At 47.2% G+C, this 18,500-nt stretch carries 13 protein-coding genes; 4 read left to right on the forward strand and 9 right to left on the reverse strand.

All coding sequences use genetic code 11. The features are described 5' to 3' along the window. Window positions 1-54: 54 nt before the first annotated feature. The 5 genes from NDA01_RS14500 to NDA01_RS14520 form a co-directional block, all read right to left on the reverse strand. Window positions 55-795 carry a peptidylprolyl isomerase gene (locus NDA01_RS14500; RefSeq protein WP_348228486.1) on the reverse strand — a complete coding sequence of 247 codons (741 nt, stop codon included), beginning with the start codon at window positions 793-795 and terminating at the stop codon, window positions 55-57. 236 nt (window positions 796-1,031) lie between these two features. After that, window positions 1,032-1,220, reverse strand: a complete 189-nt coding sequence (locus tag NDA01_RS14505) for a hypothetical protein (RefSeq protein WP_348228487.1) — start codon at window positions 1,218-1,220, stop codon at window positions 1,032-1,034. 838 nt (window positions 1,221-2,058) lie between these two features. Then, window positions 2,059-2,508 carry a HetP family heterocyst commitment protein gene (locus NDA01_RS14510; RefSeq protein WP_348228488.1) on the reverse strand — a complete coding sequence of 150 codons (450 nt, stop codon included), beginning with the start codon at window positions 2,506-2,508 and terminating at the stop codon, window positions 2,059-2,061. Window positions 2,509-2,571: 63 nt separating this feature from the next. Continuing rightward, window positions 2,572-4,026: a beta-barrel domain-containing protein gene (locus NDA01_RS14515; protein ID WP_348228489.1), complete on the reverse strand. Its 1,455-nt coding sequence runs from the start codon at window positions 4,024-4,026 to the stop codon at window positions 2,572-2,574. Window positions 4,027-4,398: 372 nt separating this feature from the next. After that, on the reverse strand, window positions 4,399-7,566 hold the full coding sequence (locus NDA01_RS14520; protein WP_348228490.1) for an ABC transporter transmembrane domain-containing protein: 3,168 nt from the start codon (window positions 7,564-7,566) through the stop codon (window positions 4,399-4,401). Window positions 7,567-7,604: 38 nt separating this feature from the next. Between NDA01_RS14520 and NDA01_RS14525 the strand changes: the two genes are divergently transcribed. Together NDA01_RS14525 and glcD are read left to right on the forward strand one after the other, a co-directional pair. Then, window positions 7,605-7,856 (forward strand): hypothetical protein, encoded by a 252-nt coding sequence (locus tag NDA01_RS14525; RefSeq protein WP_348228491.1) that lies wholly within the window; start codon window positions 7,605-7,607, stop codon window positions 7,854-7,856. A gap of 422 nt (window positions 7,857-8,278) precedes the next feature. Beyond that, complete coding sequence (glcD, locus tag NDA01_RS14530) at window positions 8,279-9,748, forward strand: glycolate oxidase subunit GlcD (protein WP_348228492.1); 1,470 nt, start codon at window positions 8,279-8,281, stop codon at window positions 9,746-9,748. On the opposite strand, the gene NDA01_RS14535 is transcribed toward glcD, so the two are convergent. Genes NDA01_RS14535 through NDA01_RS14545 form a run of 3 tightly spaced genes read right to left on the reverse strand, consistent with a single transcriptional unit; the run spans window position 9,728 to window position 14,591 of the window. Beyond that, window positions 9,728-10,846: a hybrid sensor histidine kinase/response regulator gene (locus NDA01_RS14535; RefSeq protein WP_348228493.1), complete on the reverse strand. Its 1,119-nt coding sequence runs from the start codon at window positions 10,844-10,846 to the stop codon at window positions 9,728-9,730. The two genes, glcD and NDA01_RS14535, sit on opposite strands and share 21 nt — an antisense overlap. Beyond that, complete coding sequence (locus NDA01_RS14540; RefSeq protein WP_348228494.1) at window positions 10,839-11,984, reverse strand: hybrid sensor histidine kinase/response regulator; 1,146 nt, start codon at window positions 11,982-11,984, stop codon at window positions 10,839-10,841. The genes NDA01_RS14535 and NDA01_RS14540 overlap by 8 nt, the downstream gene beginning before the upstream one ends. Before the next feature lie 15 nt (window positions 11,985-11,999). Continuing rightward, entirely contained in the window at window positions 12,000-14,591 is a 2,592-nt protein-coding gene (locus tag NDA01_RS14545; RefSeq protein WP_348228495.1) for a PAS domain-containing protein, read from the reverse strand. 259 nt (window positions 14,592-14,850) lie between these two features. On the opposite strand from NDA01_RS14545, the gene NDA01_RS14550 reads away from it, so the two are divergent. Further along, window positions 14,851-16,206, forward strand: a complete 1,356-nt coding sequence (locus NDA01_RS14550) for an FAD-binding oxidoreductase (protein WP_348228496.1) — start codon at window positions 14,851-14,853, stop codon at window positions 16,204-16,206. A 5-nt stretch (window positions 16,207-16,211) separates the two neighbouring features. Next, window positions 16,212-17,600 carry a (Fe-S)-binding protein gene (locus NDA01_RS14555; protein ID WP_348228497.1) on the forward strand — a complete coding sequence of 463 codons (1,389 nt, stop codon included), beginning with the start codon at window positions 16,212-16,214 and terminating at the stop codon, window positions 17,598-17,600. Here the strand turns inward: NDA01_RS14555 and proC are convergent. Next, the gene (gene proC, locus NDA01_RS14560) at window positions 17,597-18,409 is read right to left on the reverse strand and encodes a pyrroline-5-carboxylate reductase (RefSeq protein ID WP_348228498.1); all 813 of its coding nucleotides are present in this window, start codon (window positions 18,407-18,409) and stop codon (window positions 17,597-17,599) included. The two genes, NDA01_RS14555 and proC, sit on opposite strands and share 4 nt — an antisense overlap. Window positions 18,410-18,500 lie beyond the last annotated feature (91 nt).

Raw genomic sequence — 18,500 nt, forward strand, 5'->3', positions numbered from 1 at the left:
CCAAACTCTGGAATAATTCATAAGCCAGTCCCAAAAAAGAGTTTATATTTTTGACTAGTTAATTTTGTGATACAAGATATAGTCTAATTCATTCGCTAACCATTCTTCAAATAAACTGTTTAGAATTTCTTGATAAACCTCTGGGGTAAGTTCGGGACTCATGAACTCTTCCACCATCAAAAGGCTATAGCCTTCATTAGTAGGCAGAGGCCCAATCACTTCCCCGGGCTGTGAACCAAATATAGCAACTGAGATGTCTGGTTCGATCTTCCAACGATAGAGATGGCCTTCGTATCCACACTGATATCTACGTTTTGAATTCAAATCGTAGAGGTGAGCAGCCTCATAAAATGTAATTTCCTGTTCTTGAATTTGATAAGAAATTTCTTGAGCTAGCTTTTGATCCGCCACTGTTAGTTGGTATACAGAAATCTGTTCAAAGTTCAAGCGATTTTCAGCGAAAAACTTTTTTGCTTGTTCAGCAAACAGTGATTCACTCAGCTTTTGACGCAATAGGCGATCGCGAATCCCAGCTTCCCAATCTTCTGAAGCTATAAGCTCATCGGCTAACCAGACTAAGGTATCTGCCGCTTTTTCTAAGCCCTTCTCTCGACGCTGCTTTTCTGCCTCAGCTTGAACTTCCACGTCAGCCACAACCAAACCCCGTGCTGCGGCAGCTTCCGTAATCAATTGCTGATGCAGAAGACTCTGGCAGATCTCCTTGAGCTTGAAGTTCTTTTTTAGATAATGCGTAATAGCATCTAATTCAATAGATATCCCTGAAAATTGAATCATTTGGCCTTGTAAATCGCTAAAAAATAAACAATCTTAGTTAGGGTGTCTAGTCAATCTGTAAACCTGTGAGGTCGTTTCAGCAAATCGCCCAAAAAGTAAACAAAAAGTCATCTTTGAACAATGATTTTTGCGATTCAAAATTTTAGTTTTGAACAAGCTTACAGGATCACTAAAACTAGTTTTAGTGATCCTGTAATTTGCGATGGTACTAGAATCAAGCAAGATTCATTCTAGCGTTAGGAAATGTGAGCATAGTTACTTTGGTAAACATAGCCCTTATTGAAGAGAGCGACGTTGTACTGATTAACAACATTGATATTCAACTTAATGCCGCCATAACCTTTATTTTTTTTGTGTTTGCCGCTACCACCTACGATGCTAGCTGTCTCAACGGATTCTAGATATTGAAGATCAGAGATAACCATGACTTTCTCCTATTAAATGAAGAGGTTTTAGAATTGGCTCTGTGTTTCTTTCAACCTTTTCGGTTGTTACTAACAATATAGTGGGCTTCTTAGAACCTGTATTGCCATTTTGGCAGTTTTTATTTAATCAAGAAATTCATTATATGGATTAGAAATGCAAAGCAGAAAAATCTCAATGCTAATGACTACTTACAATGCTTAGGCCAGAAGTAGTAAGACCTAACAAATAGTCATGAGAAACAGGATCAGAGAATGAGCTTTCTTAAAGCAACTTCACCCTAATCCTGTGATTTTTTATGCTGAAGGCTAATAGAGATCTCAAGCGATCGCATCTAATATCTGATGACTGGTTAGCACCCTAGTTCTAGTTTAAGGAGTAGAGTTTGAAGAATAATTCCATCCTTTTTCAGGAGTATAAGTCCAGGTTTGAGTGATGGATCTACCATTAATCGAACTTGAGGAGACTATATGGGCATATTGAGAATCCCAAGTAGCATCTACAGGAAATAGAGTTTCAAGTTCTTGTAGCCAGGAGCTTAGGCAACTGTTACCTCCCTTTACGCGCGTCCCCGAAGCAACTTGCATGTATCTTAGGTCAGTAATGATCATTGTTTCCTCCTAATAAAGAACATGGGCTCCAGAGCTTATAGTTACTCTTCCTATAAATATAGATGCCACCTTTCGGTAGGGGTTGCCATTTTGGCATCTGAAGAAATTAAAGATAACGGCTGTGAAGTCACATAAAAACAAAAAACCTCGTTCTTCAGTGAAGAACGAGATACATAAAACCTAAACTTTAAACTGTGTCTTCAGGAGGCTATAGAGACGCTTTTTGTAATTACAAAATTTTATTTTTGCGAACAGAGGTAAGAATCTCCAGCTCTAACAAGCTGCCCTGTTTTGGCTCAGATCGGTACGACCAGGGACTTAAATATTGACGCCAAAAACCACCTCGAGTTTGACTACGGCAATCGCCCATCACTTCGATATAAGTCAAATCATTAATCTTTTCAGTAGGTTGTTCGATTGGGGAGATATCAGCAACAAGCTTGGAGCATTTCGAACGAGATTCAAGCCTTTTCTGTTGCTTATTTTTTGTAAAAGTGTAGTTTTCCTTCTGGAGCCGATTGTAAGTTCGGTAGGGGATGTAATGCAGAGGATTATAACCAGCTAGTCTTAGTAGTAAAACGCAAGCCCAAGAGTATTTTCCTTCAATGATGGCTTCAATAATTGGAGCAAGTTGTTCTTGATCATACTCAATGGTGGAATGTAGATTTTGGCGATTCACAGTGTCGGCTCCTTGACTCTACCGTATGGGATTGATCAAAGTTCTCGAGGCTTGGTTACAGACTTACAAATCAACAGCGCCATGTTGCAGCTTCTTCAGTGGGTCTAAGAGGATATCCATAATGCGACGGCGACGAATAATTACATCGGCAGTTGCAGTTTGACCCGCTTTAAATTTGACAGTTTGATGTTTAGTCGTGACTGAGTGACGATTTAAGGCGATTTCCAGTCGATAAACAGGTCCTAAGCGCTCATCGGGTTTAGTCGCAGGTGAAATGGTGAGAACTTTACCGGGAATGATGCCGTACTCCTGAAATGGATAAGCATCTAGCTTGACTTGGACTTGCATACCAGGCTTGACAAAACCAGCCTCTTGATTGGGCAAAGCAGCAGATAGCACCAGAGGGGCGTTAGAGGGAGAAATTTCAGCGATCGTTTGGCCTGGTTGCACCACTTCACCAGTATTCGGAACATCGAGAGAGAGAACCACTCCGCTGACTGGAGCATACAAAAATCGTTGCTGTAGCTTTGCCTGTGCGGTCACCAGCAAGTTTTGGGTTTCAGAAATTTTGGCCTCTAGCTCAGTTGCCTGAACCTCTAGTTGCTGAATGCGTTGCTGCGCTTCTAGCTGAGCCTTGCGGCCTTCGGCTTGCTTTTGAGCTAACCCTGCTTGTAAGCGCTTAGCTTCCGAAAGCGCCTGTTGCAGTTCACCTTGTTGTTGAGTGATGGCCCGCTGACGATCGCGTAGGGCCTGTTCTACTTCAAAGGTCTGCTCTTTAGCGATCGCACCCTCCGCAACGAGTGGTTGCAGCCGTTCAAGGCGGGTAGCCTGTGCTGCAGCATCCCCTTGCCCCTGAGCTAATAGTTTTTGGGCGGTTGCTGCTTGAGACTGAGCTTGAGCAATCGTCACTGTTTGGGCTTGGGCATCTGCTTGGGCGATCGCAGTTTGGGTTTTCGCCTCTAAGGCAGTTCGCTCAATTAGAGTTTGCGTCTGGCTAAGTTGGACTTGATCCAACATCAACATTTTTTGCAGCCGCTCCACTTCGCCTGCGGCAATTTGATTATCTAGTTCCGCGACAACTTGACCCGCCTTCACATCCTGGCCTTCTTGAACAGCAAGACGAGTTACTTTACCCAGTTCTATCGGATGGATTTTGTAAACCTGGCCTTTGGGAACTAGCTGCCCCCTTGCATGCCCCACTTCATTGATCTGGCCAAACCAAGCCCAAGCCACGAATATGGCACCAAACACTAACCCACCGAGGAGGAATTTGTAAGGAATCGTGGAGGGGGGCTGATCTAGGACTGTTTGCAGAGAGGTGGACCAGTGAGCATCCGGAGGTGCTAACACAGCAGCAGGCATGACGCGCGTGGAAGTTTCTGAGTGAGTGGCTTCTGGCCTTGTAGCGGCACTCACTGCGCTACCACCCCGGATTAGAAGAAGGTCTTTGATGGATTGAGGAAAGGAAAGCTGTGGCCGTCTAGAACCAGTAGAACCTTCGTGAAAACTAAAGTTCATGCCCTTGCATCCAGTGGTTATGAAGGTTGATTTAAATGCTGCTTAAGCAGTCTATAAGCCTTCGCAGCAATCGCTAATCTTGGCAGCTCAACTAGGCTTCTCTTTAGGGTCGGATTGAATCAGTCTTCACAGTTCATGACTCTCAAAAAGTCGTGTTGTTTTATACAGAATCAAACTTTGACTCGATGTATTTTCAGAAATAGCTTAGCGGTCATATTCATGCTAATCCTCACCTTTTTTCATAACTGCCAATTTGGCAGTTTTCTGACTAGCAATATTGAGGATAAAGACTGAAATGCAGGCAACAAAATTGATAAGTGCATATTTCACAATGTTCTAGATTTAAAGATTGTATAAAGTGGACTTAAAAGATTAAAGGTCAAGTTGTTGTTGTGCTAGGTGGTAGTACAATCCATGCAAAGCAATCAGTTCTTCATGTGTCCCTTGCTCTAATAAAACGCCGCGATCAATGACTAGAATGCAATCGGCATGTCGAACCGTGGACAAACGATGAGCAATGATAAAAGTAGTGCGATCGCGACTAATGCGAGCCAAGTTTTGTTGAAAGCGTCGCTCTGACTCAGTATCTAGAGAACTGGTCGCTTCATCCAAAATCAGAATTCGTGGATTGCCCAAAAGAGAACGGGCGATCGCAATACGTTGACGCTGCCCCCCAGAGAGCATGGCTCCTCGCTCACCCACTTTAGTGTTGTACCCCAACGGCATGGCCTGAATAAAGGTATGAGCCTCTGCTAGCTTGGCAACCTCCACAACTTCCTCAAGCGCAAAATTTGGGCGAGACAGCGTGATGTTTTCCAGAATGGTGCCCGAAAAAAGAAAGCATTCTTGCGGCACCACCCCAAGCTGCGATCGCAACGACTGGGGAGAAACGTGGCGAATATCATGTCCATCCATCCAAATGCGGCCATTGGTTGGGTGATACAGACCTTGCAACAGATTCATCAAAGTTGTTTTGCCAGAACCACTGCGGCCAACAATGGCGATCGTTTGACCTGCCTGCACTTGAAAAGAAATATTCTGCAACGTGTTATGTTCTTCGTCTTCTTGATAGCGAAAAGTCACATTGTCAAATTGCACATCTCCCCGCAAGCGTGGTAGAGCCAGAAGCGGTTTTCGCACAGACTCCTCTGGCTCGGTTGAGAAAACATCATCTAGCCGCTCTACGGAGACGATTACTTCTTGGAACTCATCCCACAGTCCCACTAATCGTAAGACGGGATTAATCACATTACCAATCAGCATGTTGAAGGCTACAAACTGACCAATCGTTAACTGATCGCGAATCACCAATGAAGCGCCGTACCAAAGTAGAGCAGTGCTGCCTATCGTATTGATTAACCCGCTGACCGCTTGCAAAGTGTTACTCAGCTTTTGCCCCTGAAATCGAGCATTGAGCATGCTGGTGAGGCGTTCTTCCCAGCCCCATCTCAAATCCCGCTCTGCTGCCGCTGCCTTCACGGTGGCAATTCCTGTCAAAATCTCTACCAGCGTCGAGTTTTCAGCCGCTTCTCGGTTAAAGATTTCGCGTGAGATTTGCCGTAGCAAAGGAGTGGCTACGAGCACCAAAATTACAATCGGCGGAATAATAGCGACTACAAGTAATGTCAGTTGCCAGTTGTAATAAAACATCAGCCCTAGATAGACAAATATCATCAGGGCATCTAGCCAAGCAGTCACAGCTTGACGGGTCAGAAACATCTGAATTTTTTGGTTTTCTTGAACTCGCGTTAGTACATCACCCACATGGCGCGATTCAAAAAACTTCAAAGGTAGTAGTAGGGCATGACTGACAAAACTACTAATTAAAGTCAGATCTAAGCGATTAGAAAAATAATCTAAAAGATACTGACGAATTGTGGTGAGCGTGATGCTCCAAATTCCAAAAATGAGGATGCCGATCGCGAAAACATTTAAGGTAAGGAGGCTTTTTTGCGTTACCACCTGGTCCAGAATAATTTGAGTAAATAGAGGGGTAATCAGCCCAAAAATCTGAATCAGGAGTGAGGCTAGAATAATTTGTAGTAGAACCCCACGGTAAGGCCAAAGTAACCGTAAAAAACGGTCGAGTGAGGGTTTTTTAGTTTCAATCTCGTTCAGCTTTTCAGTGGGTTCTAGAAGCAGGGCATATCCTGTCCAATATTGCTGAAATTCTTGGTGAGAAAGCGATCGCTTCCCAGCCGCTGGATCGGCAATTAGAATCTTCCTGCCTTGAGTGCGATAGACCACCACATAATGGTCTCCCTGCCAGTGAGCAATCCAAGGCTGCGTCTGATCCACCAAGGCACTTAAACTGGCCCGCACGGGTCGAGCATGGAACCCCAAGCGTTCGGCACTAACCGCTAAGGTTTTTAGTGAAACGCCACTCCGATCAACCCCCGCCAAGTTTCTGAGAAAGTTCAAGCTAAGGTCCTGCCCCCAATATCGCCCCACCATTGCCAAGCAAGCCACCCCACAGTCAGAACTGCTCTGTTGCTGAATAAAGGGATAACCCGCCCACAAATGTCGTCTGGAGTAACGCCGAGAGGGAGCGGGAAAGTTAATAGGTTCAGAGGTAGCGCTAGCTTGAGCGGTTTTTCCATCAGCGGCAGGGCGAGCCAGATGCTCTTGGGGCTTCCGCGATCGTCGAATGACAGTTGCAGGGGCAGGTGGCTGAGCTGGTGCAGCTTGCAAATGGCCATTATTGGCAACAACCTCTGATTCAGCCAGGTGCTTGATTAAATCCCCGATTTCTGGAACAAGCACTTGCAAGTTGAGAGAGTGCTCCAAAGACAGCCGATAAATTATCAGATTTGTCTGAGCCATCCAATCGGTCAGGGGTGCTTTTGAGCAATGCCAACTTGCCCCCACCATCAACGGCTGAGACTGAGCTTCTTGGCTCTGAATTTCACCGTTCCGCAACCAGCAGTAGTCTGTTTCAGCCAGAATAGGCGGAGACAAAGCATTGCCAGCAGCCACCTGGGTTTCTACGAGATAGTCGCTCACTTGCCGTAGCTTCTGGCTGGGTAGCGATCGCAGGTTGGTTAATGTTTTCAAAAAGATCAGGCGATCGCGCTGTTGAGCTTGACGGAGCAAATAGTCGCGTAGACGAGGCAGTTGATCGAACCACTCAGTCAAGGCCGCACCATCTAGGATCGCCGCCTCCACGGTACTAGCCGCGATCGCTCGGTAAGGAAGCGGAGTCTGAGCGCAAAGTGAGTCTGCCCCCCAAGTTTCGCCTGCCTCTAGAACCATGACAGGGGCTTCTCGCTGCTGAGTTGGATCAAAACTGAGTAAGCGCACCCGCCCCGCACAAACCAAATACAACTGCTCATGGCAAGCAGAATTCTGAGCTGAATTAACTAACTCAGAACTGACACAATCTTCACCCAAGTGAAACTGCTTGATTTGAAAAGCTTGGCTCAAGTCAGCAGACAGAGAAAGGTCTGCCTGAATCAAGGACAACAATTGAGAAGCCGCCAGCGCTTTAGAGCTTTCTGGAGAATGTTGAGATTGAGCTTGAGTTTTTAGGCTCTGATTCATGACTTTAGCCTTATCAAAGTCTCTTGGCTGGATTCAGTATGATCAACTCTAGCCAGCTCCTCAGTGAAATTACTGAGAAGATCCTTTGGTTAGCCCAAAAAAAGCAGGATGCACGAGTTCTAGTTAGATTTTTTTTACGTGAAATCACTAAGGCTAGACTTGCTGAATTAAGAGTAACAGCAAATTTTGGGTTAATAAACCGCCCTGACTTAGCAAAAAGGGTGGTTTTCCATAGAGGAGCAGGATTAGAGCAAATATTAATTTTTTATAAACCAAAAATTACAAGTTGAAAAACTGACCAATTTAAGGCCATCAAGCAGACTTCACTGTAGGCTCAAATCCAAGACAGTTCTGCTTTTGAGCCGCAATATCCAGAAATTTACGAGTCGGATGGTCTGTTCAAAAAAACGATCATATAAATTAGCTCGGCTGAAATAATAACAAAAGGTCCTTCCTGATCAAGGTACGAAACTCTCTGTCCTTCCAGCTCCTCAGTAGTATCACGCAAGTAAGAGGTTCAAAACCAAAAACATCGGAAGATTCAGAGGAACGATTTTCTGCCATCCTATGGGGCTGAGTAGAGCGCGATCGCCTTTAGCGGCACCCCTGCTTTCACTGCCTTGGGCTTGCTGTCACAATAGTCTTGAGGACAACTTCAATTTGCCTAGTCGCTTCTTACTCGCGAGACACTATATCTTCAAGGAGAAATTTGATGATCACCCAAAACAAACAACGTGATTGGACAGCGGTGGTCAAACAATTTGAAGCCGTGGTTGGTAAAAATGGCGTTGTTCGCAGACCTGAAGAACTGCTGGTCTATGAATGCGATGGCCTGACCAGCTATCGCCAGCGGCCAGCGGTGGTGGTTTTGCCGCGTACCACCGAAGAAGTCGCAGCCGTGGTGAAGATTTGCGATCGCCAGCGGTTGCCTTTTGTCACTAGAGGCGCAGGCACAGGGTTATCGGGTGGCGCTTTACCCACAGAGAATTGTGTTCTGATCGTCACAGCGCTGATGCGAAAAATTTTGCGAGTTGACTTAGCCAATCAGCGGATTGTGGTTCAGCCCGGAGTCATCAATAGCTGGGTGACGCAAGCCGTCAGCGGTGCAGGATTTTATTATGCCCCCGATCCCTCCAGCCAAATCGTCTGCTCCGTAGGCGGCAACGTAGCTGAGAACTCTGGAGGAGTTCATTGTCTCAAATATGGTGTGACGACCAATCACGTTCTCGGTCTCAAGTTGGTCTTGCCCGATGGCTCGATTGTTGAAGTGGGTGGAGAGGTGGCCGAGACTCCCGGTTACGACTTAACAGGGTTGTTTGTCGGCTCTGAAGGCACTTTAGGCATTGCCACAGAGATTACGCTAAGAATTTTGAAACAACCAGAAGCCGTCCGGGTTTTGCTGGCAGACTTCACCAATGTCGAGGCGGCGGGTGCAGCCGTTTCTGACATTATTAGTGCTGGCATTATCCCCGGTGGTATGGAAATTATGGATAACCTCAGCATTAATGCGGTGGAGGATGTGGTGGCGACAGGTTGCTACCCTCGTGATGCAGTGGCTATTCTTTTAGTCGAAGTGGATGGTTTAGAAGTGGAAGCGGCGGCGAGTAGCCAGCGAGTGGAAGCAATCTGTCGCCACAATGGAGCGCGCAGCGTCACGATCGCCACTGACCCAGAACAACGTCTGAAATTGTGGAAAGGGCGTAAAGCGGCATTTGCAGCGGCGGGTAAGCTTAGCCCAGATTATTATGTTCAAGATGGCGTCATTCCCCGCACCAAGCTTCCTTTCGTCTTGCAAGAAATTGAAGCGCTCAGCCAAAAACACGGCTACAAAGTCGCCAATGTGTTCCATGCTGGGGATGGGAATTTGCACCCTTTGATTCTCTACGACAACTCCATCCCTGGCGAGCTGGAGCGGGTTGAAGAATTAGGCGGGGATATTCTCAAGCTTTGCGTGGAAGTGGGGGGCAGCATTTCCGGAGAGCACGGCATTGGGGCGGATAAACGCTGCTATATGCCTAATATGTTTACCCCTACCGATTTAGAAACAATGATTTGGGTGCGTGAAGTGTTTGATCCGCAACGCATCGCCAACCCGGACAAAATTTTTCCAACCCCTCGCACCTGTGGAGAGGCAGCGCGAGTAGAAACGAGCAAACAATTCTCAGGGATGGAGCTTTTCTAGTGGTAAAACAACTCGAACTGTGGTCTGTTGGCCTAGAATACTCTCGATCGCCAGTTCGCCTTGGTGTAACTCAACCAAGCGTTTAGCGATCGCTAAACCCAAGCCTGCTCCCTGCTGTTCGTAAATTTTACGCTCAAACTGCATATATCCACCTAAGTTGGCGATCTCCTCAGGCGGTATCCCACGGCCTTGGTCGCTAACGCTCAATACAACGGCTTGCTGGTTCTGCGTTGTCATTCCATGAGTTGTACTTAGGCGTATCGGAGTTCCGGCAAGGGAAAATTTGCAAGCGTTGTCTATCAACTCTTCGACAACTTTTTTTAGTCTGAACTCTGCCATCCACACTGACAGTTCTGCTAGGTCTAGCTGAAGATCCGTTTGCCGACCCGCTTGCTCTACCACCTGCATTGCAGCGCTGGCGATCGCCGCCTTAGAGCAAGGCGTTACATCCTTTTGCAACTCTTGCAAGCGGGCTGGATTGGTGGCAATTAGTTCTAGTTCGGCATACAGCAAAAACTTTTGAGTGAGTTGATATAGACGCTCCGCAGAGAGGTAAATATCTTTGGCAATTTCTAAAATCTCCCCGCGTTCGATTCCCTGATACTCATCGATCAGCACTTGTGAGAGGCCCAAAATTCCATTTAAAGGAGTGTGCAGTTCGTGGGGCAGGGCTACGGTGATGTTATTTCGAAGATCGTCTAATTGAGTTTGAGCTTGTTGCTTCAGAACCTCCTGCTTGTTCAGCCGAGTCGCGATCGCATTGAGCAACTGCGCTGAGGTACAAGGTTTAATCAAGTAGTCATCTGCCCCCAAGTTCATACCTTGACGCAGTTCGTCTCTGCCTCCCCTAGCTGTGAGAAAAATGAAAGGGAGAGTTGCCGTGAGACTATTTTGTCGAAGTTCCCTTAAGACACTGTATCCATCGATATCAGGCATTTGGATATCGCAAAGCACCAAATCAGGTAAATTTTCTTGGGCCAAGCGCACGCCAATTTGACCATTTTCTGCGCCAATGGCTTGGAAACCTTCCACCTCCAAAAGCTCTAAAACCGCTTCACGAAACGGTTGCTCATCTTCAATCACTAAAATCTTACGCATAGGGAGCTGATGAATGAGCGAGGGAATAACTCAACGGAAGCGTGACTGTGAATAGGGTTCCCATCCCTACCTCGCTGACAACTTGGACCGTACCACCATGAGACTCAACGCACTGTTTAACAATAGATAACCCAAGTCCAGTCCCTGCGATGTTACTCACATTAGTACCACGGTGAAAAGGGCTGAAAAGCTGCGCTTGATCTGCGACTGGAATACCCATGCCATGATCTTGAATCCGCAGGATAGCCGCTTCTGGTTGATAGTATAAGTCGAAGTTTATTTTGCTTCCTGTAGGAGAATACTTGATCGCGTTTGACAGCAAGTTAATTAAAATATGCTGGAGTAACTTCGTGTCTAAGCAAGGCAGATGCGTACCAACGGTGAATGGTTCTGGAAAATCGTGATTGTTAAAACCAATCACACAATTAGTATTAGTACTAAATTGCAGTTCTTCAATTAGATCAAGACAAAATTGATTGAGATCTGAGGGGGTAGGATTACAGATAAGTTTTCCGGCATCTGTTGCGCCAATGGCTAAAACATTATCTAGCAACTGACTCATACGCTTTACCGCAGCTTGAATTCGCTGTAAATAAGTTAATCTTTTCGCTTCGCTAAGTCTGCTTTGATATTTTTCTAATAGCTCTGTGGAAAACAAAATTGTACTGAGTGGATTGCGAAACTCGTGAGAAACCACAGAAACAAATCGCGATCTGAGCTCGCTAAGTTCTTTTTCTTGTTGTAAAGCTTTACGGGTTGCTGACTCTGCCCGATGTCGAGACAAGGCAATTTCAATCGTAGTAACCAGTTCTCGATCTTCAAAAGGTTTCAAAATGTAGCCAAAGGGATCTGATATTTTTGCTCTTTTAAGGGTAGTTTCGTCAGCATGAGCGGTTAAGTAAACTACGGGTATATCAAAGCGATCGCGAACAATTTCTGCGGTCTTAACTCCATCAAGCTCACCTTTGAGAATAATATCCATCAAAACCAGATCCGGTTCAACCTCAGGAATTTTCTCAATCACCTGCTCCCCAGAACTAACGATCGCAGGAACGCTATATCCTGAGCTTTCTAAACTTTTCTGAATATCAAAAGCGATTATTTTTTCGTCTTCAACTACTAGAATTTTGGTAGACATTTAATTTTAGTATTTTTATTTTATTGGCTTTAAGCTAATCCTAAAAACTGCCCCAGAGCTGCGATCGAGCTCAATTCTACCTTCTAGTTGCTCAGTGAGCATGCAGACTAGTTGCAAGCCTAAAGACTCCGTATGATAAAAGTCTAGCTCTTTTGGTAAACCCACTCCATTATCACTCACGACTATTTGGCATTCTCCAGCCTCAGTTGACACCAACTCAACACTGACCTCACCCTTTTGGTTTTCGGGGAAAGCATATTTCAAGGAGTTGGAAATTAACTCATTGATAATGAGACCACAAGGAATTACGGCATCAATATCGAACAAAATATCTTGAACATTGATTTTCGCCGTAATGGTTTGCGATTTGACGCCATAAGACCGAAATAAGTTAGCGACTAAGCTATGTACGTATTCAGCAAAGTTAACCTTAGCCAAATCTTCAGATTGATAAAGTTTCTCATGCAGCAAAGCCATTGCTCTGACACGATTTTGGCTTTCCTTGAGAATTTCCAGGACATGATACTCCTTAATAGAGCCAGCCTGTAACTTGAGTAAGCTAGAAATTACTTGCAGGTTATTTTTGACCCGATGGTGAATCTCTTTGAGTAGAACTTCTTTTTCTCGCAAAGATAGTTTGATTTGTTCTTCTGCTCGCTGGCGTTCAGTAATTTCCGTTAACAGTTGCTCGTTAACTGCTTGCAAAGCGTTAGTCCGCTTCTGAACTTTTAGTTCCAAAGCTTCATTTAATAACTGTAGATCCACTTCTGCTTGTTTGTGAGCTGTAATATCTGTGGCCACTCCTAGCACTTGGTAAGCTTTGCCATCCGGTGACAACAATGGCTTCTTAATAGTTTGGAACCAAAAAGTTCGTCCGTTAGCATCAGTTACTGTTTCTTCTGGAATAACTTTATCCTGCATGCGAAGAATCACTTCTCGATCAGCTTGTAGAAATTGTGCTACCTCTGTTGAGTTCGGGTTAAAGTCAGCGTCGGTTTTGCCCAGCAAATCTTCTACGCTAGTACCATACATATTGGCTAATGTCTGGTTAACCAGCGTAAATCGCCCTTGCCAGTCTTTGACGAAAATTAAGTTAGGCACCGTATCAATCACATGGCAAAGAAATTCTTTTTGCGCTTTTAAGGCAGCTTCTGCCTGCTTGCGATCGGTAATGTCTCGTACAATGACTAGAACCTCATCTTCCCCGCTCACGGCAATCCGAGCTTCTTCTGTAAATGTTTCTCCTTCTAAGCACAACTCGAATTCATAAACTTGAGTCATCCCTGTTTGCAAAGCTCGCTCAACATAAAACATTCGCTCTTGGGCGATCGCAGGTGGCATGACTTCATAAACATTTTTCTTCTGCCAACCTGTACTCGATACAACGGTTTTGAAATTTTTAGCAGGCAAAAAGTCGAGGTAGTCTCCAGCACTATTCATGCGAATCATCAAGTCTGGAATCGCTGCTAACAAAGCTCGGGTTGTAGCCTCACTTTTACGTAATGCGGCTTCTGCCCGAATGCGATCGCTGATGTCACGGACAATCACCAGCATTTTTTGATCCAGAAAAGGCAGAATTCTCGCCTCGAAATGTCTATGGGTATCTTGCCAGGGTAGAGAATATTCGACTGCAACTAAAGTGCGAGTAACTACTACCCGATCAATCGCAGCTTGTATTTCCTTGGCGACAGAAGCGGGCAAAACATCTCGCATTCTTTTGCCAAGAAATTCTTCTGGCGGCACATACAAATCATCATGATCGTTCGCGTGGTAATCCAAAATGGTGCCATCGACATCAACTTGAAAGTAGAGGTCGGGAAAGGCTTGAAAAATTGTTTTTAGCTCAAAAGTTCTACGAGACAACTGAACTTCTGTGCGACGATGATGGACAATTTCAGCAATCAGTTCATCACTGGCCTGTCTTAGCGCTGCGGTTCGCTCCTCAAATTGATTTTCTAGTTCAGCCCTAGCAATCTGTAGCGCGGTTTCTAGAGGTTGAGGTGCTTCTTGAGTAGGCCGCAGTTGCCCGTCTCGTACCTGGGTCATGACGGTTGCCCATTTCTGCTCCAGACATTGGTTTTCTTGCGGGTAGGACAGCAAAGCTAAGCAGAGACGCTCCAGAGTAGCCACTCCTATAATCTGCTCTCGCTCATCCACGATCACCAAATATTGAGTCTGCGGTTGTGGCAATAAAGCCCCTACAGCGGTCCACGCGGTGGCTTCTGCTTCCTGAAGTACCAGCGGCGGCTCCCCCATGACTTCGGCGACACAAAGTCCTGCCAGACTCATATCACTTACCATCAAACACAGGATCTGCTGAGCAGTCACAAGCCCAACCAGTCGGCCTGCCTCCATAACTAGGGCGCAAGGCTCAGGTAAGGCAGGGCTAGCCAGCAAGCGATCGCTCACACTCATCAACCTTGCCACCTCCAACACCGGAGTTTGAGGCGTCACCCTCAGAGGACAGCGATCGATTACAAGCTCTAGAGGATTGACGGGGAGGGCTAGGGGGTTGAGCAGCATAATCAATCCGTCACTGGGTAACTGTTGCAGCAGTAAAAATTTACAGTCTCTTAGCATGCGCTTCTGAGCGCTGAGACTCGGCATAAGTCTTCAAGAATGCTGCTTCTCTTTATTGTGGCCCGTGACAACTCTGCGGTTCATGGGATTTTATACGGAGGTTTCTCAGGGGAAGATCCAAAACTTAAGTAACTCACCCTAGGATGCCAATCTCTCTAAGCTGCACACAAGCGAGCAAAACTCTTGGTAAATTAAGCCAATAGGTCTCTGAATCCAGAGCAGCACGCCTCCTAGGAGCAGCGCTGTCACCTTAAGTTGCAGCATTTAAGAAGTAGTAGAAAAGTGGATGGCAGCAATTCCTGCGGAAGATTATGCGAATGCACCTCGTCTCGGCCCTCCAATCGAGGAACTCACTTCTATTGTGGGAGCAGAAAACATCCGCTCTTATGGAGAGCTGTCTGAACCATGGCAGCGAGCGATCGCCCAAGCCGTCGCGCCCGGAACGCAGATTAGCGGTGTGGTTTATCCTGGCACTTCAGCAGAACTAGCCGAAGTTGTGCGTCAAGCGGATGAACACCAATGGGGTATTTTACCCTGCGGGAACGGCAGCAAGCTCAGCTGGGGAGGGCTGGGCTCAGACATTAACTTGGTGGTCAGCACTCAACGGCTCAACCGAGTGATCGAGCATGCAGTGGGAGATTTAACCGTTACCGCTGAAGCGGGAACGAAATTTGCTGACCTGCAAGCCCTCCTAGCCAAGGCAGGCCAGTTCCTAGCCCTTGATCCGGCTTATCCGGAAACAGCAACGTTGGGGGGTATTGTTGCCACTAGTGATGCTGGTTCACTGCGGCAACGCTACGGTGGTGTGCGAGATATGCTGCTGGGTCTTTCTTTAGTGCGGGCTGATGGAGCGATCGCCAAAGCTGGTGGGCGCGTGGTGAAGAATGTGGCAGGATATGACCTGATGAAGCTGATCAGCGGCTCCTATGGTACTTTGGGCATCCTCACTCAGGTCACGTTCCGCCTGTATCCCTTGCAGACAGATTCGAGAACGGTGATTTTGACCGGGGAGGCAGAGGCGATCGCTCAAGCCACCCAAACCCTCCTGCATTCCGCCCTAACTCCCGCTGCCCTGGATATCCTCTCCACTGCTACGGTCACTAATCTGCAAATTGGTAAAGGCATGGGCTTGGTGGCTCGTTTCCAGAGCATGGCTAGCAGTGTCAAAGCTCAAATAGATCGCCTACTAGAACTCGGGCAAACGTTGAGTTTATCCAGTCATTTATATGCCGATACTGATGAACAACAGCTTTGGCAGCGCTTGGCAGCATCCACGTCCGCAGATTCCTCAGAACCCATTGTTTGCAAAATTGGAGTCAGACCTGCCGAGGCGATCGCGGTCTTAGCACAAACCGAGGCCATCACCTCCCAGACAGCCGCAGGGCTAATTCATGCCAGCAGCGGGCTAGGGAAGTTGTATCTGGACAGCCAAGCTACCTCTCCCGCTACCTTGTTAGAACTACGGACCTTGTATCAAGCCCACGGGGGTTTCCTTTCAGTGCTGCAAGCGCCGATCGCCGTCAAGCAGGAGTTCGAGGTTTGGGGCTACGCTGGTAATGGGCTTGATCTCATGCGACGGCTGAAACATCAGTTTGACCCCAAAAATCTTTTAAGCCCCCATCGTTTTGTCGGCGGTATCTAGTGAGCATGCAAACTTCAGACTCTCTTGTTCCTCAGTCAAACCATTCATCCAGCGCCCCCCCCAGCAACCAAAGGCCTGCCACTCTAGCCGACTTTCAGGGCTTTGATGATCATCACCCGCCTGACCCCAAACTGATTGATGCTTGCGTGCATTGTGGCTTCTGCTTGACGACCTGCCCTAGTTATCGAGTTTTAGGAACAGAAATGGACTCGCCCAGAGGCCGTATCTATCTAATGGATGCGATCGAGGAGGGCAAAGCACCCTTGTCTGAAGCTTCCGTGCAGCACTTTGATACTTGCTTGGGTTGCCTTGCTTGCACCACTGCCTGTCCCTCGGGCGTGCAGTACGACAAACTGATTGCGGCGATGCGGCCCCAAATTGAGCGTAACTATTCGCGATCGCTCCCTGACCGATTGCTGCGACGCTTGATTTTCTCGCTATTCCCTTACCCAGAACGCCTGCGGTTGCTGCTAGGCCCCTTGGGAATCTACCAACAATCTGGGCTACAAAAACTCGTGCGCTCCTTAGGCTGGCTGAAACAGATCTCGCCTCAACTGGCAGCAATGGAGTCGTTGCTGCCGCAGGTTTCCCTCAAATCGTTTCAGAACTCGATCCCGACTTTAATTCCCGCTCAAGGACAACAGCGCTACCGAGTCGGCATGATTCTCGGCTGTGTCCAGCGTTTGTTCTTCCCCGACGTCAACGAAGCCACGGTGCGAGTGCTCACAGCCAATGGGTGCGAAGTTGTCGTGCCCCCCACGCAAGGTTGTTGCTCCGCGCTTCCTGCTCACCAAGGTCAAGAACAGCAAGCTCAAGCGATCGCTCGGCAAATGATCGATAGCTTCGAGGGCACGAATGTTGATTTCATCATTATTAACGCAGCAGGCTGCGGCCATACCTTGAAGGAATACGGTCACATTTTGCAAGATGACCCGCTTTACCGCGAGAAAGCCAAAGCTTTTGCTAGCAAAGTTAGAGATGTGCAGGAGTTTCTCGTCACGGTTGGCTTAACAGCTACACTTTCTCCGTTGCAGGAGCAACCTCTAACCTTGGTTTACCACGATGCTTGCCATCTCTTGCATGGGCAAAAAATCAGCGTGCCGCCGCGCCAACTTTTACAACAAATTCCTGGAGTGCAGTTGCGCGAGCCTATTGATGGAGCCTTATGTTGTGGCAGCGCTGGAGTCTACAACATGCTGCAACCTGAAGTGGCTGCCGAACTCGGTCAGCAGAAAGCTCAAAACTTGCTCGCTACAGGCGCACAAATGATCGCCTCACCCAATCCTGGCTGTAGCTTACAAATCAAGAAGCATATGCCAGATGCGGGTAAGGACTTAGCGATCATGCACCCGATTGAACTACTCGATTACTCAATTCGAGGTGTGCAGCTTTAGCTGCCTAGCTCCTTGGCGCGATCGCAGGCTTTGGTCACAGCTTGAATCAAAGCCGAGCGAAATCCTGCTTGCTCCAATTGAGCAATCCCAGCGATCGTTGTGCCTCCTGGACTGGTGACACGATCCTTCAGCTCTGCTGGATGCATTCCCGATTCATGTAGAAGCTGCGCTGTACCTAAGACCGTTTGCAAAGCTAACTTCGCTGCAATCGCCCGTGGTAATCCTGCCGCTACCCCACCGTCAGTCAGGGCTTCTATCGCAATCGCCACGTAACCGGGTCCAGAACCAGAGAGCCCCGTTACCGCATCGATCAAATTTTCTGGCACCTCTACCACTTCGCCCACAGACCCAAAAATAGTTCGAGCTTGTTCTAAGTGAACAGGCTGAGCTAATTTCCCAGGGGCGATCGCGGTCATTCCCGCTCCCACAGTGGCAGGTGTATTAGGCATGGCGCGCACGACTGGGCATGCAGGGAAAGCATCTTCTAACTTGTGCAGCGGCACCCCCGCCAAGATAGAAAGCACAATCGGGAGGCGATCGCGTCCTGTCAGTTTGGGAGCTAGCTTAACCGCAACAGCATCAAACACCTGCGGTTTAACCGCCAGCAACACAATTTCAGTTGCCTCGAAAGCGACTTCGTTCTCTGAAGTCACAGCAACACCATATTGTTGTGCCAAAAAATCACGTCGCGGTGGGTGTGGCTCACTGACAATGACTTCTGAAGGCTGATAAATTTTTTGAGCGACGAGGCGGGATAACAGAGCTTCCCCCATTACCCCGCCGCCAATTAAACCAAATTTTGCAGACAACCTGTTTGCTGTCTCCTATATAAATTAGTGCGATTTAACAGGAGTCTCTGCGCCAAATCTTTTATGAGTGATATCGAAACTTCGATCCACT

Source organism: Trichocoleus desertorum AS-A10 (assembly GCF_039962155.1).
Lineage (GTDB): Bacteria > Cyanobacteriota > Cyanobacteriia > FACHB-46 > FACHB-46 > Trichocoleus.